The 22,429-nt window shown below is 71.7% G+C and carries 27 protein-coding genes; 19 read left to right on the forward strand and 8 right to left on the reverse strand.

Annotation, left to right across the window (positions count from 1 at the left end):
* On the reverse strand, positions 1–318 hold a 318-nt coding region (locus LQ327_RS00005), incomplete at its 3' end, for a helix-turn-helix domain-containing protein (protein WP_372460586.1).
* Between the two features lie 251 nt (positions 319–569).
* Positions 570–1,004 carry a DUF1772 domain-containing protein gene (locus tag LQ327_RS00010; RefSeq protein WP_230729312.1) on the reverse strand — a complete coding sequence of 145 codons (435 nt, stop codon included), beginning with the start codon at positions 1,002–1,004 and terminating at the stop codon, positions 570–572.
* A gap of 41 nt (positions 1,005–1,045) precedes the next feature.
* Between LQ327_RS00010 and LQ327_RS00015 the strand changes: the two genes are divergently transcribed.
* A complete protein-coding gene (locus tag LQ327_RS00015; RefSeq protein WP_230729314.1) occupies positions 1,046–1,627 on the forward strand; it encodes a TetR/AcrR family transcriptional regulator in 582 nt (193 codons plus the stop codon).
* Here the strand turns inward: LQ327_RS00015 and LQ327_RS00020 are convergent.
* On the reverse strand, positions 1,615–1,800 hold the full coding sequence (locus tag LQ327_RS00020; protein WP_230729317.1) for a hypothetical protein: 186 nt from the start codon (positions 1,798–1,800) through the stop codon (positions 1,615–1,617). The two genes, LQ327_RS00015 and LQ327_RS00020, sit on opposite strands and share 13 nt — an antisense overlap.
* 1,827 nt (positions 1,801–3,627) lie before the next feature.
* Here LQ327_RS00020 and LQ327_RS00025 point away from each other — a divergent pair.
* Positions 3,628–4,035 carry a nuclear transport factor 2 family protein gene (locus tag LQ327_RS00025; protein WP_230729324.1) on the forward strand — a complete coding sequence of 136 codons (408 nt, stop codon included), beginning with the start codon at positions 3,628–3,630 and terminating at the stop codon, positions 4,033–4,035.
* A 334-nt stretch (positions 4,036–4,369) separates the two neighbouring features.
* Positions 4,370–4,618 carry a nuclear transport factor 2 family protein gene (locus LQ327_RS00030; protein ID WP_230729326.1) on the forward strand — a complete coding sequence of 83 codons (249 nt, stop codon included), beginning with the start codon at positions 4,370–4,372 and terminating at the stop codon, positions 4,616–4,618.
* Between the two features lie 507 nt (positions 4,619–5,125).
* On the opposite strand, the gene LQ327_RS00035 is transcribed toward LQ327_RS00030, so the two are convergent.
* A complete protein-coding gene (locus LQ327_RS00035; protein WP_230729329.1) occupies positions 5,126–5,578 on the reverse strand; it encodes a MarR family winged helix-turn-helix transcriptional regulator in 453 nt (150 codons plus the stop codon).
* Positions 5,579–5,657: 79 nt separating this feature from the next.
* On the opposite strand from LQ327_RS00035, the gene LQ327_RS00040 reads away from it, so the two are divergent.
* The 6 genes from LQ327_RS00040 (at position 5,658) to LQ327_RS00060 (ending at position 8,721) form a co-directional block, all read left to right on the forward strand.
* Positions 5,658–6,149, forward strand: coding sequence for a DUF1059 domain-containing protein (locus tag LQ327_RS00040; RefSeq protein ID WP_230729331.1), 492 nt, complete (start codon positions 5,658–5,660; stop codon positions 6,147–6,149).
* Between the two features lie 26 nt (positions 6,150–6,175).
* Positions 6,176–6,538, forward strand: a complete 363-nt coding sequence (locus LQ327_RS00045; protein WP_230729333.1) for a cupin domain-containing protein — start codon at positions 6,176–6,178, stop codon at positions 6,536–6,538.
* A gap of 136 nt (positions 6,539–6,674) precedes the next feature.
* Positions 6,675–6,836, forward strand: a complete 162-nt coding sequence (locus LQ327_RS35160; protein WP_372460587.1) for a hypothetical protein — start codon at positions 6,675–6,677, stop codon at positions 6,834–6,836.
* Positions 6,837–6,972: 136 nt separating this feature from the next.
* A complete protein-coding gene (locus tag LQ327_RS35165) occupies positions 6,973–7,308 on the forward strand; it encodes an integrase core domain-containing protein (protein WP_372460631.1) in 336 nt (111 codons plus the stop codon).
* Between the two features lie 280 nt (positions 7,309–7,588).
* Positions 7,589–7,762 (forward strand): helix-turn-helix domain-containing protein, encoded by a 174-nt coding sequence (locus LQ327_RS00055; RefSeq protein ID WP_269069241.1) that lies wholly within the window; start codon positions 7,589–7,591, stop codon positions 7,760–7,762.
* Positions 7,763–7,908: 146 nt separating this feature from the next.
* On the forward strand, positions 7,909–8,721 hold the full coding sequence (locus LQ327_RS00060; protein ID WP_230729345.1) for a DUF2127 domain-containing protein: 813 nt from the start codon (positions 7,909–7,911) through the stop codon (positions 8,719–8,721).
* A gap of 324 nt (positions 8,722–9,045) precedes the next feature.
* Here LQ327_RS00060 and LQ327_RS00065 read toward each other — a convergent pair whose 3' ends face one another.
* On the reverse strand, positions 9,046–9,480 hold the full coding sequence (locus tag LQ327_RS00065; RefSeq protein ID WP_308286225.1) for a response regulator: 435 nt from the start codon (positions 9,478–9,480) through the stop codon (positions 9,046–9,048).
* Positions 9,481–10,358: 878 nt separating this feature from the next.
* On the opposite strand from LQ327_RS00065, the gene LQ327_RS00070 reads away from it, so the two are divergent.
* The 5 genes from LQ327_RS00070 to LQ327_RS00090 all read left to right on the forward strand — a co-directional run bounded on the left by LQ327_RS00070 (position 10,359) and on the right by LQ327_RS00090 (position 12,902).
* Positions 10,359–10,877: an STAS domain-containing protein gene (locus LQ327_RS00070; protein ID WP_230729352.1), complete on the forward strand. Its 519-nt coding sequence runs from the start codon at positions 10,359–10,361 to the stop codon at positions 10,875–10,877.
* Positions 10,874–11,308 carry a hypothetical protein gene (locus LQ327_RS00075; protein ID WP_230729354.1) on the forward strand — a complete coding sequence of 145 codons (435 nt, stop codon included), beginning with the start codon at positions 10,874–10,876 and terminating at the stop codon, positions 11,306–11,308. The genes LQ327_RS00070 and LQ327_RS00075 overlap by 4 nt, the downstream gene beginning before the upstream one ends.
* Positions 11,309–11,508: 200 nt before the next feature.
* Entirely contained in the window at positions 11,509–11,760 is a 252-nt protein-coding gene (locus LQ327_RS00080) for a hypothetical protein (protein WP_230729356.1), read from the forward strand.
* Positions 11,761–12,003: 243 nt separating this feature from the next.
* The gene (locus tag LQ327_RS00085) at positions 12,004–12,276 is read left to right on the forward strand and encodes a hypothetical protein (RefSeq protein ID WP_230729359.1); all 273 of its coding nucleotides are present in this window, start codon (positions 12,004–12,006) and stop codon (positions 12,274–12,276) included.
* 332 nt (positions 12,277–12,608) lie between these two features.
* The gene (locus LQ327_RS00090; RefSeq protein ID WP_230729368.1) at positions 12,609–12,902 is read left to right on the forward strand and encodes a hypothetical protein; all 294 of its coding nucleotides are present in this window, start codon (positions 12,609–12,611) and stop codon (positions 12,900–12,902) included.
* A gap of 813 nt (positions 12,903–13,715) precedes the next feature.
* Here LQ327_RS00090 and LQ327_RS35170 read toward each other — a convergent pair.
* From LQ327_RS35170 to istA, 3 genes are all read right to left on the reverse strand, one after another.
* Positions 13,716–13,979, reverse strand: a complete 264-nt coding sequence (locus tag LQ327_RS35170) for a phosphotransferase (protein WP_372460632.1) — start codon at positions 13,977–13,979, stop codon at positions 13,716–13,718.
* Between the two features lie 1,339 nt (positions 13,980–15,318).
* Positions 15,319–16,140 (reverse strand): IS21-like element helper ATPase IstB, encoded by an 822-nt coding sequence (gene istB, locus LQ327_RS00100; protein ID WP_230729372.1) that lies wholly within the window; start codon positions 16,138–16,140, stop codon positions 15,319–15,321.
* Positions 16,137–17,792: an IS21 family transposase gene (gene istA / locus LQ327_RS00105; RefSeq protein WP_230732892.1), complete on the reverse strand. Its 1,656-nt coding sequence runs from the start codon at positions 17,790–17,792 to the stop codon at positions 16,137–16,139. Before istA ends, istB begins: the two co-directional genes overlap by 4 nt.
* Before the next feature lie 248 nt (positions 17,793–18,040).
* Here istA and LQ327_RS00110 point away from each other — a divergent pair, with 248 nt between their 5' ends.
* The 5 genes from LQ327_RS00110 to LQ327_RS00130 all read left to right on the forward strand — a co-directional run bounded on the left by LQ327_RS00110 (position 18,041) and on the right by LQ327_RS00130 (position 22,100).
* Positions 18,041–18,664, forward strand: a complete 624-nt coding sequence (locus LQ327_RS00110; RefSeq protein WP_230729374.1) for a helix-turn-helix transcriptional regulator — start codon at positions 18,041–18,043, stop codon at positions 18,662–18,664.
* Between the two features lie 113 nt (positions 18,665–18,777).
* Positions 18,778–19,044: a hypothetical protein gene (locus tag LQ327_RS00115; RefSeq protein WP_230729375.1), complete on the forward strand. Its 267-nt coding sequence runs from the start codon at positions 18,778–18,780 to the stop codon at positions 19,042–19,044.
* A gap of 1,340 nt (positions 19,045–20,384) precedes the next feature.
* Positions 20,385–20,648 (forward strand): hypothetical protein, encoded by a 264-nt coding sequence (locus tag LQ327_RS00120; protein WP_230729377.1) that lies wholly within the window; start codon positions 20,385–20,387, stop codon positions 20,646–20,648.
* Positions 20,649–20,766: 118 nt separating this feature from the next.
* Positions 20,767–21,948: a LysR substrate-binding domain-containing protein gene (locus LQ327_RS00125; RefSeq protein ID WP_230729381.1), complete on the forward strand. Its 1,182-nt coding sequence runs from the start codon at positions 20,767–20,769 to the stop codon at positions 21,946–21,948.
* Positions 21,945–22,100, forward strand: coding sequence for a DUF6131 family protein (locus tag LQ327_RS00130; protein ID WP_230729383.1), 156 nt, complete (start codon positions 21,945–21,947; stop codon positions 22,098–22,100). The genes LQ327_RS00125 and LQ327_RS00130 overlap by 4 nt, the downstream gene beginning before the upstream one ends.
* Positions 22,101–22,429: the final 329 nt, after the last annotated feature.

The following is a 22,429-nucleotide window of genomic DNA, read 5'->3' on the forward strand; positions in this document are numbered from 1 at the left end:
CACCGCCTGGCGGTGGGCCTCGAACGGGCCGTAGCCGCCGTCGGGTCCGGCGTTGCGGCGCAGCTCGCGGGAGATCGTCGACGGGTCGCGGCCCAGCTCGGTGGCGATCGCGCGCTGGGTGTAGCCGGCGCGGTGCAGGTCGGCGATCTGGAAACGTTCGTCCTGTGAGAGGTAGCGGGTGCTGATCTCGCGCACCGCGAGGCGGTCCAGGGGCGCGACGAACCCGACCACCTCGCCGTTGCGGTAGGTCTTGTAGCCACGCGCCCAGTTCGCGCCGCTGGTGCGCGAGACCCCGACCTCGCGGGCGGCGGCGGCCACGCTCCATCCCCGGGACCGCAGCTCGGTGAATCGCTGCCGCTTGGCCGACTGCGGACGGCGACCAGGGCCCTTCTTGACACGACGCGTCGACAACACGACTCCCAAACGATCAAGGACGTGTTGCGACGCTCAGTGGAAACCGCCCGTCCGGAAACTGACCCCTCCGGGAAGTGGGTGCTTTGCGGAGGTTCGCGGTTGGCCCGGCCGGCGCCGAGCTGACATAGAGCCGACTTATCAGTCATGTCAGCAGTTCAGAGCAGGGAGATGGTGAGCAGGGCGAAGCTGGCGACGGCGGTGCTGGAGCGCAGGACGTCGATGGTTTCCCAGCGGGCGATGACAGTGGGCCAGTCCGGTGGGGGTTGGTCGGGGTCCCACTCGATGACCTGCATGTTGATGGGCACGGTGCCCAGCGCCGAGGACGCGACGAACACCGCGAGCACACCCAACGATGCCCACGCCCACGGCCCCGGCGCGGCCCATACCGCCAGGGCGATCACGAGGGCGACGGTGGGCGCGATGAGCATCGGCACCAGCACGCGCAGCCGCCGGACCAGCGCGATCCAAATCCGTAGGTGGGCGGGGTCGGGCAGCGAGCGCATCGCCGGTGCGAGGCCCCAGCGCACGACGAACTCTTCGCCGGCGAGCAGCCCGGCGAAGATCACGGCGAGCGCGGCCACGGCGGTCACAGCGACTCCGTGTTTATCGAGCGTTCGTTAAGCTTGCTGGTGTGCCGAAGCGCAGCGGACCGAACTCGGGGCCGGCGACCCGCGGGGCAGTGCTCGAAGCGGCACGGCGGTTGTTCATCGAGCGCGGCTTCGACGGCACCTCGATGCGCGACATCGCCGCCGCGGTGGAGGTGACCAACTCGGCGCTGTACTACCACTTCCCGTCCAAGGAAGCGCTGCTCGGGGCGCTGTCCCAGGTCCGTCGCGATGAGATCAACACGCTCGTGGACTGGGCCCGCGAGCAGCCGAGCTCGCCGGGACTGTTGCGCGAGACCGGGCTGCGGTGGCTGGCCGGCGCCAGCCCCGAGCGCCTGGCGGGGCTGCGGCTGTCCCGGGCGATCCGGCCGGTGCTGGATCGGGTGGTGGCACCGGACGCGAGTGTGCCGGGCGGATTCGAGGTCCTGGTCGAGTTGTTCGCCGCACCCCGGGACGCGACCGACCGGTTGCGGATCCGGCTGGTCTTCGACGCGTTCGGCGCGGCGGCCGACGTCGCCGACCCTGACGACGGCCTGGACACGATCGTCGCCGCGGCCCGGATCATGGTTCTCGGGCTCACCGCCGAGAACGCCGGTCAGCCGTCCTGACCCACCGGCGTCCCCGGGGTCTTCGGGTCGGGGGTCAGGTGCACCACCCGGTAGAGCGCCGGCTGCGCCGCCACCGTCGAGTTCCGGGGCACCTGCCCAGAACTGTCCCAGCCCGCCGCCGCTACCGCCGCACGCCAGTGCGCCTCGGACTCCCACCGGGCGACGTTGACCACCTGGTACGGCGCCTGCGGGTCGATCGCCCAATGCAGCCGGGTGCCCCCAAAACCCAGGAGCTTCGCGCGTGTCCGCGATCGACGACTCCCAAGCGGCCACGAACTCCTCGGCCAGCTCAGGGGACATCGAGAATAGGTTGACGAGCACCAGAGGCTCGTGGGCGGGCATCGCCATGCGGCCAGCTTACTTACCGCTCGATCGGTAAGTAAATGACCTGGATCGCACCGAGGTCGCGCACTCCCCGGCCCGATTAGCGCAAGGGCCGATCGGCTCCCGATTGCGCACGAGCTGGTCGAGCCGCTTGGGACCGTCCAGCTGCGGTGTACGCGCGCAGCGCCCCGGCGACGCCAGCGCCACTGGTGCCGGGAGCGGTCAACAGGCTGGGGCCTCGACGTCGTCGCGGATCGCATATCGCGGATCACCCGGCCCCGAGGTCAGCCTGAAATCTCGAATGGCCGCGGGCGATCACCGGCGAATCGGCTGACCGCAACGCCGCGAGCCGCGACAGCCGACTCAACGATGGTGGGGCCAGCTACCCCTGACATTCGGATCTCGACCCGATCAGCGCCTGCGGGCTCGGTGCCCGGCCGCGGCGGACTGTCGATCGCCGCGGACCTCGGCGGCCCTCGCCGGTTACACCGAACCCAGCTACACCCAGCGGGCCAGCAGCAACGCTGGTGCCGCCGGCCCCCACGCCGCGCCCGAACAGGCCCGGCCGTGAGCACCCCGACCACCGCGCCGCGCGCAGACGCGCCACCACCACGAGTCCTCCACCCGATCGCGCGGACACCGGCGGCGCCCCGGCGAGGGCCCTGGGATGCGCACAGGGCAGCGGGGCTACAGCTCCGGCTCCGGCTCCGGCGAGCCGACAGCGACGCTACTCTCCGGTAGGCGGGGCGCGGGGACACGATGTTCCGCGCGCCACCCCTCCAGCGTGCGGCTATCCACCGTTCCGTGGCGTGCCATCGCCGCCCACGGCGTTGCCGCCCACACCACCGCCGCGAGCGCGGCGAGGCCGCAGAACACAGTGGTCGACCGTCGTGACATCAACGCCCCCCGACGCCCGTCACCTCCAGCACGACGGAATACTCCCGGCGAAAACGGTTCCTTCCTCACGGCCTGACAGCCGCCGGTGAGCGTGCCGGGCTCCCTTACGCTCAGGTATCACCATTGGGTTTTCAACCCCACCTCTTACTGTAGGGCACCCGCGCTATTTCATGCTCGAGTCCATGCTGCGTCGCCGCTATCCGAGAAGCGATGACGGGTGGCAGCGCTGGTTACGCATCTCGTTCATACAGCACTGCCTGCGGTGAACACTGACCGCGCCGATCCACCGAGTAGATCACGGAAGCGTCCCATCCGTTCCGCTGGTTCCCGATACCGCGATCGCCGATGCAGCCTGACGCCTGCTGGGCGCGCCGCATCGCTGACGCGGTCTACCAGCGAGCCGCCGGAGTGCTCGACGCCGAGCTCGCCGAGGCGGCACTCTGGAGTGCCGCCGGCCGGGCCGGCGGTCCGAACGGTCGGATACCCTCGCCGGCGATTACCCGGCAGGCCGAGAGGACCTCGCCGGGCTGCCAACCTTGCCGGGAATGCGCTGGCCATCGAGCGTGGCGGCGAGCCGGTCCCGGCCGCCCCCGCGCGCGGAAAGGCACCGGGCCGACACCGACGGTGCCGACAGCAAGAGCCAATTCACTCCCGGTGCCCGCTGGAGCGCAAAAAGTGAGTAGTGCGCAAGAGCCGTCGAACCGGAATACACTAACCCGACGCGGCGCAAGATTCGATACCGCCCTCCGTGGTCGCTTCGCCGCACGAGGAGCTCCATCATGGCCATCGGAAAGAACACCGAAACCGTCAAAACCATTTACGCGGCCTTCGAACACGGCGACGTCGATTCGATCCTCGACCGATGCACCGACGACGTCGACTGGGCCGCCGACTCAGCTCTCGACATCGGGCCGTGGCACGGCACAAAGCACGGCAAGAGCGAGGTTCCCAGCTTTTTCGAAGGAATCGCCAAGACCGGGCCGGTCAACGAGTTCACACCGCTGAGCTTCGCGGAAAACGACGACGGAGACGTCATGGTATTTCTCCGCTACGCATTCACGGTATCGGCCACGGGCAAGGACGTAGCAACGAACCTCCATCACTACTTCCGGTTCCGTGACGGCAAAGTCGCGTATTACCGCGGATCGGAGGACACCGCGCTCATCGCCGAAGCGTTCACCCCCTAACCGCGACCCGGGGGACACCCGTCCCGGGTGGATCCAGCTCGCGGCGGCTCGATCCACCGCCAAGTCGGCATGGACAGGCGACACGACCGCGGGGCAACACACCGCTCCCGCCGTCCGAGTACGGCCGGACGGCGGGGCTCGTCGCGCCTGGACCTCACCCATCGCCGACCTCCACGACGAGCACGGCACCGACGACGCGGCGACCCGTTCGCGACCCGCGCCGATCAGGTCGACACCTCGGCCGGACGCCCCACCTGCGGCACCAGCCCGGCTCCTACCCTCCGGGCCCGTCAGCCCGAATCAATCCGACCCGCCCCAGCCCACGGAGCACACCATGCCCACCGCCCTGACCAGCATCGACGCCCAAGCACTGCTCAACGCCCAGGCCAGAGCCTGGAACACCAATCCCGCCGGAATCGCCGCGACCTACGCCCCGACCGGAAGTCTGGTCAGCCCCGACGGGCATGTCTGCGACGGCCGTGCGGTCATCGAAGCCGCGTTCGTGATGCTCTTCGGCGGCCCGGCCACCCCCGGGATGCCCCCAGCCTGGGCCGGGCTATTCGCCGACACCACCACCGACTGACTACACGACGTCCGGCCCCTGTCCGACACCCTGGCCGTCGTCGAGGCCAGCCAGACAATGGGCCCGCTGCCCCCGCTGCACATCACCGCGGTCCTAGCCCAGACCAGCGAGACGGCCGCCATCCTGGAGTGTCGCCTACGCCTTCCTGACCCTCCCCTAAGCAGCGACCACGACGACACCACCCCAGGTCCGACCAGGTCGCCGCCCGGTTTGCGGCCGAAGCCATGTGTCGTCGGAGCGGCGGACTGTGACGCCCGGCGCCACCTCGTGCCAGGCGGCGAGGAACACGCCTCGGGAGCCCACCTCAGCGCAACGACACACCCCAGCGCTGCACGTGCTTACGCCCTCACATGCGCTCCATCTCCGGAAGAGCCTGATAAGCGGCCGTCATAGCCATCGTCTTCCAAGGTGGCGACCGCTAGGTCGAGGCCTCATCACCAATCACCACAAGCAGTCCCAGAGACGGACAGCGACTTACGAGCACTCTCCGTGTTCGTCAACTGAGAGCTATTCTGCGCAATCGCCCGTCCGGGTTCCGTCCTCGCCCAGATTCCGACGGACGGCACGGACGAACTCGAGAGTGGCATCCCGCTCGGCAGGACTCATCGGATCACTCGAGGCCTCCACCCGGGCGGCGAACGACGCGAAGATCTCCTCGATCTCGCGCGCGCCCGACTCGGTCAGCTCCACGAGCAGACGCCGCCTGTCGCGGGGATGCGGACGCCGGACGACGTGATCGAGAGCCTGCAACCGGTCGATCAGCTCGGTGGCCGACGCCGTCGTGATGTCGAGCAGCCCGGCGAGCTCCGAGGGACCACGCGGCCCGTCCAGGAACAGCGCGGTCAGCACCGTCACCGACGACGGACTGAGTCCACGGCGTCGACCTGCCTGCGCGCGGAACCGCTCCCCGGCCAGCACCAGGTCTCGAACCGCGCGCGCGAACTCCCCGTGCTCCCCCATGCTCGCTAGGTTACCTGGTGACATGGCTTCCTGGCGGCCACTATTCTGGGTCGATCCGCACTCCCGAGGAGGGCTGATCATGGCCCGCAAGATGGTCGACTGCCGAGACGTCCCCAGCGACATCGGCTGCACACTGACTCTCACCGGTGACGAGGACGAGGTCGTCGAGGCCGCCACCCAGCACGCTGTCGCGGTGCATGGCCACACGGACGACGCCGCGCTGCGCGACATGATCCGCAGTGGCCTGCGCGACGCCCAGCCCGCGACCGCGCCCGGAGCGTTCGTCCAGCTCATCGAGTTCCCCACCGACCAGCTCGAGCAGTTCGACGCCGCCGTCGAGGACTGGATGCGCGACATCGGACCCGACCGCACGGCACGCTGGTTCGTGCTCGGGGCCGACCGCGACCGGCCCGGCATGCACGTCGAGGTCGTCGAGTTCCCCAGCTACGAGGACGCGATGACGAACTCGAAGCACCCCGCGACCGCGGCGATCGCCGAGCGCATGACCGCCCTGGCCGGGGGCGAGGTCACCTTCCGCAACCTCGACGTCGTCCGCTGCCAGATGCCCTGAGGGCCAACCGACCGATCGGAGAAGACATGAGCAGCATCGCGGTCAAGAACATGGACGCCCCGGACGAGACGCGGACCCCGAACCTGACGAACGTCGACGTGGTCGCCCTCGGCGACGCGACGATCGCCCGGATGACGTTGCAGCCGGGCTGGCGCTGGTCGGAGTGCATCAAACCCCTCGCCGGGACCGACAGCTGCCAGACGCCGCATCTCGGCTACCTCGCCTCGGGTCGGCTGCACGTCGTCGCCGACGACGGCACCGAGGCCGACCTCGTCGCCGGGAGCGCGTACCGCCTCGCTCCGGGCCACGACGCGTGGGTCGTCGGGGACCAGCCCGTGGTCGGGCTGGAGTTCGAGTCCAAGACCGCCGAGACCTACGCCCGCCCCTGAGGCGGGCGGTGGTGCATCGGGTGCTGGTGCGCCATGAGCTGGTCGCCCCGGCAGGAGCAGCGCCGGCCGCGCAAGTACAAGCGCTGGACCCGGGAGACGCCGATGGCGCTCTGGCAGCCCGGTCTGGTCGGTTGGGGTGCACCTGGCCGGCGGGCGCGAGGTCAAGATGGTCTCCGGGATCGACAACCACTCCCGCTACGTGGTGGTCGCCGCCCTGGTCGTGGTGCCGACCGGCCGGGCGGTCACCGAGGCGTTCCTGCCGCGACCTCGCGCTACGGGGTGCCCAGTGAGGTGCTGACCGACAACGGCAAGCATTTCACCGGCCGCTACACCCGCCCGGCGCCCGTCGAGGTGCTCTTCGAGCGGACCTGCCCGGGGGCATCGGATCACCGCCCGGTCGACCAAGCGCCGCTCCCCGACGACCACCGGGGAAGATCGAGCGGTTCCATCAGACGCTGCGCCGCGAACTGCTCGATCACGTCGCGCCGTTCGCAGATCTCGACACCGCCCAGGCCGCGATCGATGCCTGGTACAGGGCTGTAATCACGTCCGCCCGCGTCAGAGCCTGGACATGGCCACCCCGGCCAGCCTGTTCCGCCCCGGACAGGCGGCCACGGCCGGTCCGCGGGGTACCGGCGCCCCCTGTCGGCCGCCAGAGATGGAACGTGCTCATACAGCCGGTGCCCGGCGGCGGGCTCGGTCCAGATGCGCTCATGCAACGCGTCTGGACCCAATGCCCTGTCGGCCTTCCGCACCTTGATGACCATTAACCGAACGGGTTGACCGCTCGGCGAACACGGAGGACCCTCGGCGCTGACCCGGAGACCGCCGTCCTGGACATGAGGTCGAGCGGACCACCAGCCCGGCCTCCGGGTCGCCCAGGGCGCCGCGTCCCGCCCCCTTGTGACGTTGCGTCCGGCGCGGGATCCCCGGGAGTCACCCCCTGGCTCTCGGGGCCCGCACCGGGGGCGTCGGCCCATGTGTCGACGACGGATGAAAACTGCCTCCCCGGACCAGCAACGTTGCGACGTTCACTAGAACACGCCGTACCTGCGCCAGGTCCGCATGCAGCGCGCCCACCGCGACCTGCAGGCCGCAGACCCCACCCGCGGGGACCGCGTGGCCACCGTCGCGCAGCGGTGGGGCTTCGCCCACCTCGGCCGCTTCTCGCTGGACTACCGACACCGCTACGGACACTCACCCAGCGAGACCCTGCGCAGCTAGCAGCGCGAGCTCGTCCCGCGGCGGGCCCGACTCGCCCCGGGTCGCAGTGGCCGCGCCTCGCCGCGCGAGGGCGGGCGATTAGCGGTGCGGGGACAACAGAGTGGGTAGCCGCAGCGATGACGGTCGAGACCGCTCCAGGTGGCTTCGTGTCCCCACCGGGCACCGAGCCGGGCCGACGCCGCCCGCGGCTGCGGTTCGAGCTGCTCGGGTGCGCCTGGCACGGGCACCGGATGGTCGGCACCGACGCGGCCATGATCACCGAGGCCGACGCGCTGGTGGTGCGGCCGGCCGGGGAGTGGGCCCGCTGGTATCGGTGTCTGCGCTGCGACGCCTGGCTGCTGCTGCCGAGCCCCGCCGCCCCGACGCGGGCGACACCGCCCGGGCGCGAGGAGATCGTGCTGCCCACCCGGGGCCGCCCGCTCAAGAGCCGCTATGTGCTGCGGCTGATCGCGCTGACCCGGGCGTTCAACGTCCTGGTCCTGGCGCTGGTACTCGGCGGCGCGGTCGCGGTGCTGATCAACCAGACCGCGCTGCGCGACGACCTGCTCGCCAACGCCGCAGCGCTGCAGATCGTGTTCGGCGGCCAGGCCATCGGCCAGCTCGAGAGCGTGCTCTCCGGCGGGGCTGGCCCGCTGTGGCTGGTCGCGGCCGGGCTGCTGATGCTGGTGGCCGTGGAGGCCGCCGAAGGGATCGGGCTGTGGCGGGCCACCCGGTGGGGCGAGTACCTGACCTTCGTGATGACCACGCTGCTGCTGGTCCCCGAAGTCGCCGAGCTGACCAGCTCGGCCAGCCCCGGCACCATCGTCGGGCTGGTGATCAACCTAGCGGTGGTGGCCTACCTGCTGGTCGCCAAGCGGCTGTTCGGGCTGCGCGGCGGCGCCGCGGCGATCGCCGCCGAACGCGACCACGACATCAGCTGGGCCGCGCTGGCCCGCCACCTGCCGACCGACGCCGGGTGAGCGGCCACCCCGCGCCCCGGCCCCGAGCCCGCCCGGGGCGGCGCCCGGCCGCCGGCAGGAGAGCGCGACGCCCCTGATGGGTACCCGCGCGCCGATGACTGAGGTCAGTCCTTCGGAGGCCGGCGCCGCCAGGACCCTGACCGGCGGACCGGGGTGCCGGTGCTGGCCCGCCGTCCGCGCCGGTGAGGCCCCCGGCCCGGGGCGGGTACGGGAGAAGCGTGGAACTGCTGGGGCAGCGTCTGGGGAGCCGCGAGCCCACCGATCCCCGATCGCGCCGTGATCCCACCAGCGCAGCGACCACCACGACGCCCGCTCGCCGGGCAGTCAGCGCACCAGCTTGACGACGGAGACGAAGAAGTTGTCGATCCGCCGGATCACGTCGACGAACCGGTCGAAATCCACCGGCTTGGACACATAGGCGTTCGCGTAGGCCTGGTAGCTGCCCGCGACGTCCTCGTCGGCCGACGACGTGGTCAGCACCACCACCGGAATGCTGCGCAGCGACGCATCCGACTTGATCTCGTGCAGGACCTCACGGCCGTCTTTGCGGGGCAGGTTGAGGTCCAACAGGATCAGCCCGGGGCGCGGCGCGTCGGCGTAGCCACCCTCGCGGCGCAGGAACTCCAGCGCCTGCACCCCGTCGGCGACCACGTGCAACGGGTTGCGCAACTTGTGGTACTCGAACGCCTCGCGGGTCATCAGGACGTCGCCCTCGTCGTCCTCGACCAGCAGCACGTCGAACTGCTCCGGCTCAGCCACCAGCGCCCTCCTCGGCTCCCCGCGCGACACGCGCCGACCCTCGGGTCAAACCGAACCGCCAACGACAGCCACCGGTCGGCCACCGCCGGGCCTATTCAACCGGCATCGCCACCCCGCCGCGGCACCGGGTCAGCCGCGGGCAACCAGCGCTGGGTGGTCTGCTGCGCGCCGGCCGGCGGCCCACCGCCTCCTCGCGATGGGCCGGCGCTGCGCTCGAGCGAGGAAACGACTCGAACATGTCCACCCGGCCCACCACCCGGGGGCGCCCGGACGGCATCGCTGGCCGGCGCAACGGCCGCCGGACCGGGGCGGGAGCACCCGGCTGGCAGCGTTGTTGACCCAACTGGCCGTTGTCCGCGACGCGAACCCGTTGTACAACTAGCGTGAGCGGAGTCACGGTCGGCCACGGCGGGATCAAAGGAGAAGGTCCCGCCCCCCGCACCACGACTCCGTGCCCGGACCCCCCGGGACCCCACCGCGAATGCCGCCCCCTCACGGGAGACAGCCGTGGGTCTGCGCCAGCCCCTCGAGCCGCGAGGGCCGGCGCCGAGACCGCCCATCACGGCGTCCGGTGCACGCCTGGTGCCCCGCCCGGTCCGGGCCCCCGGACGCCCGCCCCGCCCTGCTCCGGCACCCCCGCCGCCCTTGAGGGTGCCGGCTGGGCGGGCGTCCGGGACCTCACCCCGTGGACCACGCACAGTACTCAGCCTCAGCGCTTCACCGCGGTTGACCCCGACAGCCGCGCCTTGTGGTCGTCCGCTCCCCCGCTCGCGCCCGCCCCTGCCGGGCCGCGGCGCGAGTCCCGGGCCGCCCGCTTCCCCGCCGCCAGCACCCGGGCGACGGCGGGGCGGCGGCGGTGGTTCTGGAAGGTGGCCGTGGTGTCACTGCTCGACCCGCCCATCCCCGAGCGGCCGGTACTCGGGCCGACCCGGCTGATCACCCGCGGCGGGCTGATGCCCTGGCCCGGCCCGGCCCCGGCCGCGCTGGCCGAAGGCTCGCTGGTGGTCGCGGTCACCGCGCCCCGGGCCCGGACCGTGATCGCCCGCAGCATCGGCGAGATCGACCCCGCCACCGCCCCAGGTTGGCGGCGCACCCTGCACGCCACCCTGCGGGTACTCACCGCCACCGGCCACCAACCCCGGCCCACGGGCGCGCTGCGAACCCCGAGCACGCTGGTCTGCGATCTCACCGACGTGGTCCTGCTCGACCCCGCCGGGGTCGAGGTACTCGTCGAGCTGGCCGGGCACTGCCGGCTCTCCGGGGTGGAGCTCCAGCTGCTCGCCGAGAACTCACGGTGGCCGGTCCGGCAGGCACTACAGAGCAGCGGGCTGGGCCACGGGCTGGTGGTGACCACCCGGACCAGGGGCCGCCACCGGCCAGCGGTGCCGCCGCTGTGACCACGACCCGGCCGCCCCGCCCGACCGCCGACCCCCTGCCGGCGCCGGCCGGGCCGGGCCCTCGTCCCGTCGGGCACCACCCCGTTGCGCCATCGCAGCCCGACGCCGACGGCGCCCCGCTCGAGCTTGCCGCCGCGATCTACGTCGGGCTGCACGCGCTGCGCGACCTGCGATCGCTCCCGCCCGCGGTCCGCGGCGGGCACCTCGAGGCCACGCTGCGCGCCAGCTCCGCCCAGCACCGCACCACCCCCGGCGGGCAGCTCGGGGCCGACGACGACCCCGTCACGGCGCTCGCCGCCGCCGCGGCCGCGACCCGCACCGCGGCCGCGTTCCTGGCCAGCGGCGGCTACGAAGACGCCTACCTGGCGCTGCGCACCGCCCACGACCTACTGCCACGCCGCCGCGACCGCTCGACCGGTGATCCCCGCTGAGGCCGCCGCCCGACCAGTCATCCCACCCCCGGGCGCGGCCGCGGGCATCACCGCACCCGACCCGACGGGCCCTGACCGGGGCGGGAAGCGGCAAGCGGACGGGCGCGCAGCTCGCCATCGACCTGGGCGAGGCGCTGCGCAGCAGCGATATGATCGGTCAGGCCAAAAGGGATGGCGGTTGCGGCGTAGCTGGCTAAGCGATGATCTCCACCGGCCTGCTCTCGACCACCGGTGTTGCCCTGGCCCCCGACAACGGCAACGACGGCGACACCGCCCAGCAGGGCGTGGTCAACTCCAGCGACTTCGCCCCGAACACCACCGGCGACCTGTGCAACAACGATGTTCCGGTCAACGTCCTCGGCGTGCAGGTCCCGGTCCAGGACGACGTGCTCGGCCTGCCGATCCTGTCCTCCGCCGGGACCGGTAACGGCGCCGCCAACGTCAAGAAGTGAGGCAACGGCATCGACGCCGACAACCAAGAAGCGCCCGAAGCCAGCGCCCGGGTCCCGGTGACGGCCCGGCGGGCTGGCTTCGGCGTGCGGGTCTGCGAGCCCGGCCACCAGTTCCCCTCGATGGCTGGTGATCGGGCCTGCAGCATGTCGACCCCCGACCGCTCACTCTGTGCGACCCGGCGGTTTACCGGGGTCAGCGGTGGCGGGGGCCCGCCCAGGTGTAGACCGCGCACACTGACCGGTATGGACCTGGGGATGATCTCCGGGTTGGTCGGGCTCGACGTGGTCGCGGTCGGTCTGTGGCCCGGCGACGACCCGTGGCCGCGCGCCGAGCACCCCGCCGCGATGCCACCGGAGGTCCGCTGCGTGGACCCGGTCACCGCCGAGCGGGTCCGGGCTCTCGCCGGTGTCCGGGCGGCCGCCGCCGTCGAGCTGAGCCGGCGGGGCATGCACTACCTGGTCGACCGAGCGGAACGACATCCCCGCGGCGGTCTCGACGGCCCTGGCGCGGACTGACCATCCGGCTTGGTCAGCATCCCGGCTGTGTCGGGCATGATCGCTCAGCGCGCAATCTAATTGCCGTTAGACGAATCGTGGAGATCTGGTCGCGGCGCCGCTACCCTGCTCGGTCGGGGACCGCCGGACCGGGTTTCCGAGCCTCTTGTGGGGTCTCCACCGGCTCGGCGCACCCCCACCCCGGGAGGCCCGGTCGGTGGCTGTCCCCCCACAGCCCCGGCCGGGCCTCTCCCCGGCCTGCGAAACGTCGAGCTGACACCACGTTATCGATCGGTCGCGCGATGTGATCACCGGGTGGCCGGGGCTCCCGTGCCAGGAAGGTTCCGCCACTCATGGCGACTCTGCGCACGACCGTCCTCGTGGCGGCCGTGATCTCCACCGGGCTGGTCTCCACCGCCGGTGTCGCACTGGCCCGCGACACCTGCGAGAGCGGCGACTCGAGCGGGCACCACGGCGTCTCGCGTCACCACGACGTGGGAACCACGGTGCAGAAGGGCCTGGTCAACTCCAGCGACTTCACCCCGAATACCTCGCTGAATGCCTGCAACAACAACGTGCCGGTCAACGTGCTCGGCGTGCAGGTCCCGGGTCCAGGACCTCGCCGGCGGTATTCCGATCCTTTCTGAGGCCGGGCACGGCAACGGCGCGGTCAACGCCAAGTCCTGCCACAACCCCATCGCCGCCGACAACTAGACCCGACCGGTCACATCGGCGGGCCTGCGGAGGGTGTCCGCCGATGCCCCGGAGGGACCGGGGGTCCTCTGGGGTGTGCGGGCCCGGTCACCGGCCCACGTCGTCGCTGGTGACCAGGCCCGCAGCATCTCCACACCCTCCGCCGCCGCGGCGCCCGACCGCCGACGTGAGCGCACTTGGCCGACGGTCAGCCCAGCACCGGGCCTGCTCTGCGCCATGGCCGGGGTCGTCTCCCCGGCGTCGGTCCGTCCGGCAGCGACCGGGAGAGGGACTGACCGGACCGAGCCCGGCAGGGCACACCCCCCTGGAGCCCTGACTGCGGCTGGCCGATCAGCCCCTCGAACAGCTATTCGCACTCGCCGGAGATCCTGTTACGGACATTAAGGTCAACGCCGCCACGGGTACGCATCGAGCCTGCTCATGTTGGTGTGTGCCGTCGCGGGACATGGTTGACGGATTGTTGTCAGGAGATCGTTGACGTGCCCGCTTGATCAGCTGGGTCGAGAGCGGGGGCCAGGGCAGGGGCGTCTGAAGCGCTGTGAGCAGGACGTATCTCTGGAGGCATGTCGGGTCGGGGTTGGACATGCCCGCCGTGGTGACCAGGGCTTCCCAGAACACCCATCCGCGAGCGCGTCGCCAGGTGTCAGCGTCGAGGTCAAGACGGCGCTGGAAGCTTCGGCGGGCCGGCTCGGTGAACAGGGTCCAGGCCAGCGTGAGGTCGCAGGCGGGTCTCCGACCGCGCAGCATCAGAAGTCGATCACCGCACTGAGGCGTCCGTGTTGGACGAGCAGGTCGTCCACGGCGAGGTCGCCGTGGGCACAGACGGGTGCCGCTGGCCAGGCGGTCGTGGTCGCTTCGAGCCAGATCTGACGGCAACGCTGGACATCGACCCGGTCAGCGAGGGCGAGAAGTGCCTGTTCGACCTCGTCGCTGTATGCGCTGGGGTGGCTGCTGCGGAAGAAGGACTGCCTGCCGGCGGCGGGGCCGTCCTCGGTGCTGGCCGCGTGCAGCTCGGTGAGGAAGGCGGCAAGGTCGACTGCGAGTAGCTACTCGTCGAGCTCGGTGGTCGTGCTCAGTGGTTGACCCGGCAGCCAACGACGGACAGACCACGGGAACGGGAAGCGGTCGCTGGGGACACCGGTGGCGACACCCAACCTGCCCGCGGCGCGCGATGCCGGCCGCCGGATTCCGCACCCTCGCCCACCCGATCCCGTCCCCGCTCAGACGGGCAGAACTACCATCACCGCTGGGCACGGCGGTGAAGCATGTCCTGACGACGAACTGTGAACTGTCTCCTGAGACACCACACATCAACGTACCCCGGAGGGCTGCCAGCTGACCGACCGAACCCGGGGCCCAGCGACCTTGAGCAGGCCAATACGACCACTCGTTTGGGTGATCTCGCGTTGGGTGGGCGTCAGGGAGTCCTGAGGCAGGAGTCATATCGACAGAACAAGCATTTCAGGAACCGGTCGTCTCTGGTCTGCCGGCAACCGATTGGTAGGGCGGGACGTGACCGGGTCGGGGGCGTCGGCGTCGGCCCGCCCACGGGGTGGAGGCGTCGCACGCCGGTCCCCTACCGGCAGCACAGCGCTCGGGCGGGTTCGCGGTGAGCGTCCTGCCTCGCCGGGCCCGGCTGGTGTCGACGGACCCGAGAACCTCCGGTCCGGCGGGTGTTCCACCGGCTGGGTCGTCGCCGCGCTGGAGCGGGTGGTCGGGCCGGTGCCCGACATCCTGCGGCTGCCGAAATGAGGGGATCGATCGTGCAGCCGCCGATCGAGGGGTACACCGCTAGGCCGGTCACCTGGAATGGCCGGCGATGACGCTCCGGGTAAGTGTGTCAACCCGGAGTGGCCCCGGGGGGACGGCTTGATCTGGCCCCAGTTGCGCGTCAGGGTTCGGGTAGGTGCGTGGCGAGGTGGGTGTGTCAGGTGATCGAGCCGGACGAGGGTGATCAGGGCGGTCGGCGGCGTGAGGGGCAGAGTTCGAGTCGGGTGGCTCGAGCGCGTGAGCGCCGGGACCGGCTCGGGCAGCAGCTCGAGGAGTTGCGCCAGCAGCGGGAGGACCTCGCGGAGCGGGGCGCGGAGGGCGCGCGTTCGCCGGAACAACAGGAGGCTTCGCTGCGCGCGGCTCGAGGCGAGGCAGCTGCGGCTCATGAGGAGGCGGCCCGTGCTCATGAGCTCAGCGCGGACGCTCATCAGCGGGCTGGGCGGTTGCGGCAGCGTGCGGGTCGGGAGTCCGGTTCGCCGACGCATCCGCAGGCAGCGGCTTGGGACCGGGAGCAGGCGCAGCGGGAGCGCCAGGAAGCGGCCGAGGACCGGGAGGACCCCGGCAGCTGAGTGAGCGGCCTCAGTCTGCGGCGAGTCTGGCCTTGGCGTGGGCGAGGCGGTAGGAGTGGGTCCCGGTTTCGATGATCAGTCCGGCGAAGGTGAGCCGGTCGATGATCGCGGCGCAGAGCCGGGGGTCGGTGAAGGTGCTCGTCCAGCCGGAGAACGCTTGATTGCTGGCGATGGCGATGGAGTTGGTTTCTTCGCGTTCGGTGAGGACTTGGAACAGCATTTCGGCGCCGCGGCGGTCGAGTTGCATATATCCGAGCTCGTCGATGCAGAGCAGGTCGACGCGGCCGTAGCGGGCGATGGTCTTCGCGAGTTGGCGTTCGTCGGCGGCCTCGACCAGCTCGTTGACCAGTTTCGTGGCCAGGGTGTAGCGGACCCGGAATCCCTGGTTCGCAGCCGCGGTCCCCAGCCCGATGAGCAGGTGCGATTTCCCGGTTCCGGAGTCGCCGATCAGGCAGAGCGGGTCGCCTTTGCGGATCCAGTCCCCGGCCGCGAGGTGGGAGATGGTGGCGGGGTTGACGTTCGGGTTGGCGTCAAAGTCGAAGTCCTCGAGCCACTTATCCCGCGGGAATCCGGCGGCTTTGACCCGCCGGGCGGAGCGGCGCCGGTCGCGGTCGTCGCACTCGCAGAGCAACAGCTCGGCGAGGAACCCGCGGTAGGTCAGCTGGTCGTGCTCGGCGGCGGTGATGGCGTCCTCGACGGTGGTGCGCATGGTGGGCAGGCGCAGGGTGCGGCAGGCCTGGTCGATCGCCGCGGTGGCGGCCTGCTCGGTCATGTTGCGTCGCCGACGCCGCGAGCCGGTGGCTGCCTTGGTGGCGGTGTTGGGCTCGGTCATGACGCTCCTCCGGTGGTCGTCGCCCGGGATGCTCGCGGGGTCGGCTGGCGGCGGGCGAGCAGCTGGTCATAGCCGGCGACAGTGGGCAGCGGACGCTGATCCGCGGGCAGCGCGGCGATGGTGGCCTGCGGGTCAGCCAGCCGCCGCTCGGTCAGGCTGACCACCGCACCTTCGGTCGTGCTCGGCGCTGGTCCGAGCTGCGGGGCAGGTCGCTGGTCGGCGATCCGGCGGGTCTCGACGGCGACGACGTCGGCGCGGGTCGAGCCGGCGGCGGTGGCGGCGCGCAGCCCGGCCAGGACGTCTTCGCGGGCCTGGTGGCGGTGCAGCAGCAGCACCTCGATCAGCTCGCGGGTGCCGTCGCGGTCGCCGTGCGCGGCGCGGGCGGCGGCCCAGAACGCCTCGTGCTCGACGGCGAACGCCCCAGAGCGGCGGGCCTGGACCAGCGCGGTCGCCCCCGGCAGCGCCCCAGGCTTCCGCGCCAAAACCTCGAGGTAGTGATCGAGCGCCAGCACCTCGGCGCCCTTGCCCTGGGCCCGGTCGTGGCGGGCGACCTCGCGGCGCCGGTCGAGCACGATCACCTCGGTGGCGCGCAGCAGCACCCGCAGCTTGCGCCCGATCAGTCTCGCGGGCACCGAATAGCGATTCTGGCGGATCACCACCCGGGCGTGGGTGTCGACCCGCGGAGTCAGCACCAGCCCGGTCTCGAAGCTCTCCGCCGGCAGCGGACGCAGCATCGGCGCCTCGGTGCCGAAATCATGCCCGACGGGACGCACCCGATTGGCGATCCGGCGGGCGTCGTCGCGTTCGTCCGCGGCCCGCAGCCGGGCGTTGAGCTCGGCCAGTGAGGCGACTTTCGGGACGGGGACGAGGTGATTGCGACGGAACCGGCCGCCCTCACCCTCCACCCCGCCTTTCTCATGGGCGCCGTCCTCGCCGGGCTCGCAGTAGAACGGGTCGAACCCGTAGTGGGAGCGGAACGCCACCCAGCGGCTGGTCTCGTCGCGGTCGCGGCCCTTGAGGACCTTACTGACCGCCGGAGACAGATTGTCATAGCGAATCTGGTCCCACGGGACACCGCCGAACCAGGCAAACCCGTGCACGTGGCCTTCCAGGAACGCCTCCTGGGCCTGCGTGGCGAAACACTCATGGAAAGCTCGGCCCGAATACGACAGCCGCAGCGTGAACAAATACGTCTTCGTGCGGACCTCGGCCAGGTCGATCCAGAGCTCGGCGAAGTCGCACTCGGCCTCCCCGCCGGGCTCGTGGGTCTGCGGGACGAACGCCTCCGGGGCCCGGTCGGCCTCCAGCGCGATCTCCGCCCGGCGACGGGCGACGTAGTCGCGCACCGTCGGATACTTCAAGTCGGTCTGGCCGTGCTCGTCGACCAGCCTCGCCAACACCCGACGGGCAGTGTGGCGCTGCTTGCGCGGCGCGGTCAGGTCCTCACGCAGCATCGCGTCGATCAACGGCTTCACCGGATCCAACCGCGGCGCCTGACGCACCGGGGTCTTACGCTCCGGCGGAACCGCCGAGCCCAACGCACTGCGCACCGTGCGCCGATGCACCCGATATCGCCGGGCCAGCTCCCGGATCCCCAACCCCTCGCGGCGCTCGTCGCGCCGGATCGCCTCGTAGAGCTCCACCCTGGTCAGCCCCACCCCGGCCCCTCCCGCCGCGAGCAGGCTCTTCGCCAACCTGCCTCGCCGGCGAGGCCTATCAGCCCGCCCCGACACCCCGACCATGGCCGACTCATGGTGGGGCCAAATCAGACCGTCACAACCGGTCTCGCAGCTCCGGGTGGGGCCAAATCAGACCGTCACCACGACCACCACCGACACCCGAGATGGGGCCAGATCGGACCGTCACAGTGGGGCCAAATCAGAATGACAAACTCATCCGGGTGCTGATCTGTGAAGCACGGGAGCGGCTGCGCGAACGGCTGGCCGCCGAGCTGGGTGTCCGGTGGCTGGGCGAGCCGGGCGCCACCCCGGCGCGGGTCGATGTCGTCGATGATCCGGCCGAGCTGGTCGCGGCGTGGCTGGCCAGCGAGCCCGACCTGGTGGTGGTCGGCGCGGGCCGTAACCAGTACGACACCCTGGCCGGGCTGCGTGCGCTGCTGGCCTGGGCCCCGCAGGTCCGGGTGCTGGTGGCCGGCGCCACCGCCGAGGACCACGAGCTGTGTCCGCTGGTGCTGTCGGCCGGGGCCCGCGGCTACCTCGCCCTCGCCGCCGCGCCGGGCGCGGCTTCGGATGGCACCCCCGCCCCGGATCGCTCCCCGCCGGCAACCACCCTGCCGGTTTCCGCCGTCCCCGCCGCGGTGGCTTCCGACGCGCTGTTGAGCCAGCGCGAGGCCCAGGTGCTGGTGGCCATGAGTCGCGGGGAGACCCGCGGGGAGATCGCCGCCGAGCTGTCCCTCTCGCCGATGACGGTCAAGACCCACACCCGGCGACTGTTCCGCACCCTCGGGGTCAGGTGCCGCGCCGAAGCGGTCGCCGCCGGGTTCCGGCGCGGCCTACTCAGCTGACCCACCGCCCCGCGGGCAGACGCCCACCGGCGGACCGGCGCGGTTCACTCGACCGGTGGTCCTCGGGGCCCGGCTGCGCCGGGCCCGGGGGCGAGGAAGCGACACTCACCGTCGTGGAGCTGTGGTTGTCGGAACATCCCGCCTCGGGGCTGGTCGCGGTGGCGCTGATCGATCCCACGAGCAACCCGGATGAGCAAGACGCGCGGAGCTTGCCGGCCGAGGTGCGAGTCGTCGACGGGCACACCGCGGCGCTGGTGGAGTCGCTGGCCCAGATGGTGCGCGGCACCGCGGAGCGCCACGGCCACCCGGCATACTTCGAGCTCGACGCGCTCGTCGACGGCGCGCAGCGCCTCGCGGTCGACCTCACCGCCGAGGGCTAGACAACCCGGCGCCCAAGCGTGGCGCCAGGCTGGTCGGGGCTGGCCCGGAGGGCCGGCGGCGGTCCCAGCTGGGGACCGAACGACCACCGCCGGCCCCGAGCACCGTCCCGCGCCGGGGGGGGGGGAGACGGCGCGTCCTCAATACCCAGCGCCCACCCAGGCAGGACGGACAGACTCCGGGGGCGCGGCGGCGTCGCCAGGCCACCGCGGCGGAAACCGGCCCGGGTCCGCTGCCGGAGCCCACGCCAACGACATCCGGGCCATCGTGGAGTCGCGCCAGCAACGTGTCGGCCCAGCCGGGGCGGCGCAGCACCGCCTCGAGCAGATCCTCGGGCTCGACCCAGCGCTCGCCGCGCCCGGCGCACAGGCAGCGGGCGGCGGCGAGCACCCCAGCCGCCTGGAGACTCCAGCCCCCACTCGCGCACTGCCCCGCCGCCGGTAGCGTGAAGCGACGCGCCGGTCTCGGGAGCGTCCACAGGACTCGGCACCACCCGGTCTCCGCTCGGGCAGCCGGGTCTGCCGAGGGCGCTGAGCATTCGCCGGGTCGCGGCCAGCTCGAGGCCGGCCCGCCGGAACCGCTCCCCGGCCGACCCGCCGGCCAGCAACAGCGCCAACAACACGTGCCCGGTCTGCACCCGCCGATGCCCCAACACCCCGGCCTCCTGCTCCGCGAGCCTGACCACCCACACCGCGCCCCGCCCCGAACCACACCCCCGCAGCCCGCCGACCCCACCAGCCTCGGGGCCGCCGTGGCGGGGGTCGCCGGGACGGGGCCAGCGTCGGGCGCGCGACCGTCGGCGCGCCCGGCCAGCAGCGCGTCATAGATCGGCGCGTCGTCGACCGGCGTGCCCATCGCACTCGACTCGAGGGGCGGCGAAGCTCTCGCACAGCGCTTCGTAGATCAGCGCGGAGACCGGTTCACCGACACCGGCCGAAGCAGGACGGGAGCACACGCCCAGCTAACGAACACGCCGCCGACATAGCGACGATCAGCCCGCGGGCGCCATGACCGGCACGGGTACCGACATCACGCTGCGTCCATCGCCGCAACCGCCGGCCGCGGTCACCCCGGTAGGCGTGCGGTGCCGATGTGGGGGAACACCCGACCGGCCGCAGCTACCCGGAACCCACTAGGCGGCACCCCGTTACCACCACGAGTGGATCTCCGTCGCGCGTCGGCCCAGCACTCGAACGGAGAACCCGATCGCCGCCGCAGCTGGTCAGCGAGGCTTCGCCGGGAGCGAACGGCCCCCTGAGCCGACTCGACCCGAGCATCACGCCACGAGATTCACGCGCGAGTCCCCGGCAGGGCCGCTCGCATGGGCATGCAGGTCTCGGTCTTGTTTTCGTCGACACCCCGAGGTAGCGCTGGGTCCTCCGGCATCCGCGCCCTCGGCGGACGCGACCTCGCCTCCGGGCTGGCCATGGCCGTCGCGCCGCAGGGGACCCCGCTGCGCACGGCGGTCGGGATCCGGGTGGGCTCGGACCTCGTCGACCTGGTCGTGCTCGGCACCAGCCTGCCCGATCGGGGGGCACGGTCCAATGCGGTCGCCGTCGCGGGCGGGTGGGGCGCGCTGTGCGCCCTCGGCTTCTGGGCGGCCTGAGGCCCGCTCAGGCGCAGGAGCGGTCCGCCGGCTCTCCGGCGATCGCGTTCGGCTCGTGGGCGGGGGTGAGCACCGGCGCCAATCTGGCGATTCGTCAGTCGGAGCACGCTTCGAGAAGGTGCTCGAACCACCGCCCGCGTTCGCCGCCGATGAGAACAAGTGCGCCTTCGGCGTCGCGATGAACGGCTACCTGGCCGGCTACGAGCAGCCCTCACGGCCGGCCACGCGCAACGGTGGCGGAGCCGGGACCCTACTGCTCTCGCTCAGGTCACATCGGTTTGCTGAGGTGCGGTCGGAGCGTCCCGGGCCAGGCGCCGGGCAGCACGGTGACGGCCTCTGGCGTCGCGGGCTCTCGCTGCGAGCGGCTACCGGCTGGCCGAGCGCGACCTCGTTGCTGGCGGTGGCGCACAGTGTGTCTATGTCGGCCCGAGTACGACCCCGACTCGGTGACCCAAGCACCAGTACCACCTTGAGAGGGCTGATTTGCGGCATGTTCGGGCGCTGCCAGGTCGTGGAGGCAGAACCGGCACGCTGCATCGATCTGTTGCTCGCCGGCGACTGCGCCCTGGCGCTGCTCGCGGTCGACGACCGGGTCCCGCCTGAGACAGACAACCGCTTCGAACACCACACCGTGCTCGACGAGCCGATCGACCTCGCTGTCCCGGCAGGGCACCGGCTCACCACCCAGCCCGAGGTGACACTGCGCGAGACCGCATCCGAGCCATGGATCACCTGCCGCCCGGACAGCGCCTACCACCGACTCACCCTCGCCGCGTGCCAGGCCGCAGGCTTCCGGCCGACCGTCGCCCATTACGCCGAGGAGTGGGACACCGGCACCACGCTGGTCGCCCACGGCTTCGGGATATTCATGCTCCCCCGGCTTGCCCCCGCTCCATCCCGGCACCGACGTGGTGCGTCTACGGCTGAGCGGCCCGGCGGCCCCCGTACGGCGGATCGTGGCCGTCACCCGCGCGGGCGGCTCCACACAACCCGTCATCATCCACGCGTTGACTTCGATCACGACCGCTGCCCGGTCAATCGCGAACTGGTGGTTGTCGCAACCGCCGACGTAGAACAACTCCCGAAGGTCGCTGCGGGAATTCCCGACCGGCCGGTTCAGCCGAACCCCGACCGCCGTTCGCCCGCACCGCACGGCGAACGGCGCAACTTCGGATCGAGTCGGACGGGCGCCCGCAACACAGGCTCAGGCGGGTCGTTGAGCCCGCCACCTGCCCTCTCGTTGACACCGCAGCCCCGGGCGGGGTCTCGCGCTTCCCGATGGACAGGAGACCCGTCATGATCGTTCTCGGTATCATCCTGGTGGTTGTGGGCTATCTGGCCCCAGTCCCCGCGTTCGTCACCACCATCGGCTGGATCCTACTGGTGATCGGGCTGATTCTGACTCTGCTCGGCGCCGTCGGGCGCCCCCTCGGACGCAAGACCTACTTCTGACGGTGACCGGGGTGAACCGCAGCGACGGGCCCGACACCCCAGACCCCGCCCCGGGTACCGGCGCGGGCCCTGCGGCGGGCCGGCACGTGGTGTGGCACCAGGAGTTGGTTTGCCAGAGCCGGGCATGCCGGGGCCGGCGGCGGGTGTTCCCTCCCGGGGAACTCATCGAGCGCGGTCACCGGGAACGCCGGGTCTGCCCGGAGTGCGGAGCGACGGTGAGGGTGCCGGCTTTCTATCGGCGCCCATCCGATCGCCACGGGACACAACCCTGATCGAGCCCACGAGCGAGATGTTCACGAGCATCGCTCCGGAAGGAAGCCGAAGAATTC

Source organism: Actinomycetospora endophytica (genome assembly GCF_021026375.1).
In the GTDB taxonomy this organism is placed as follows: Bacteria; Actinomycetota; Actinomycetes; order Mycobacteriales; family Pseudonocardiaceae; genus Actinomycetospora; species Actinomycetospora endophytica.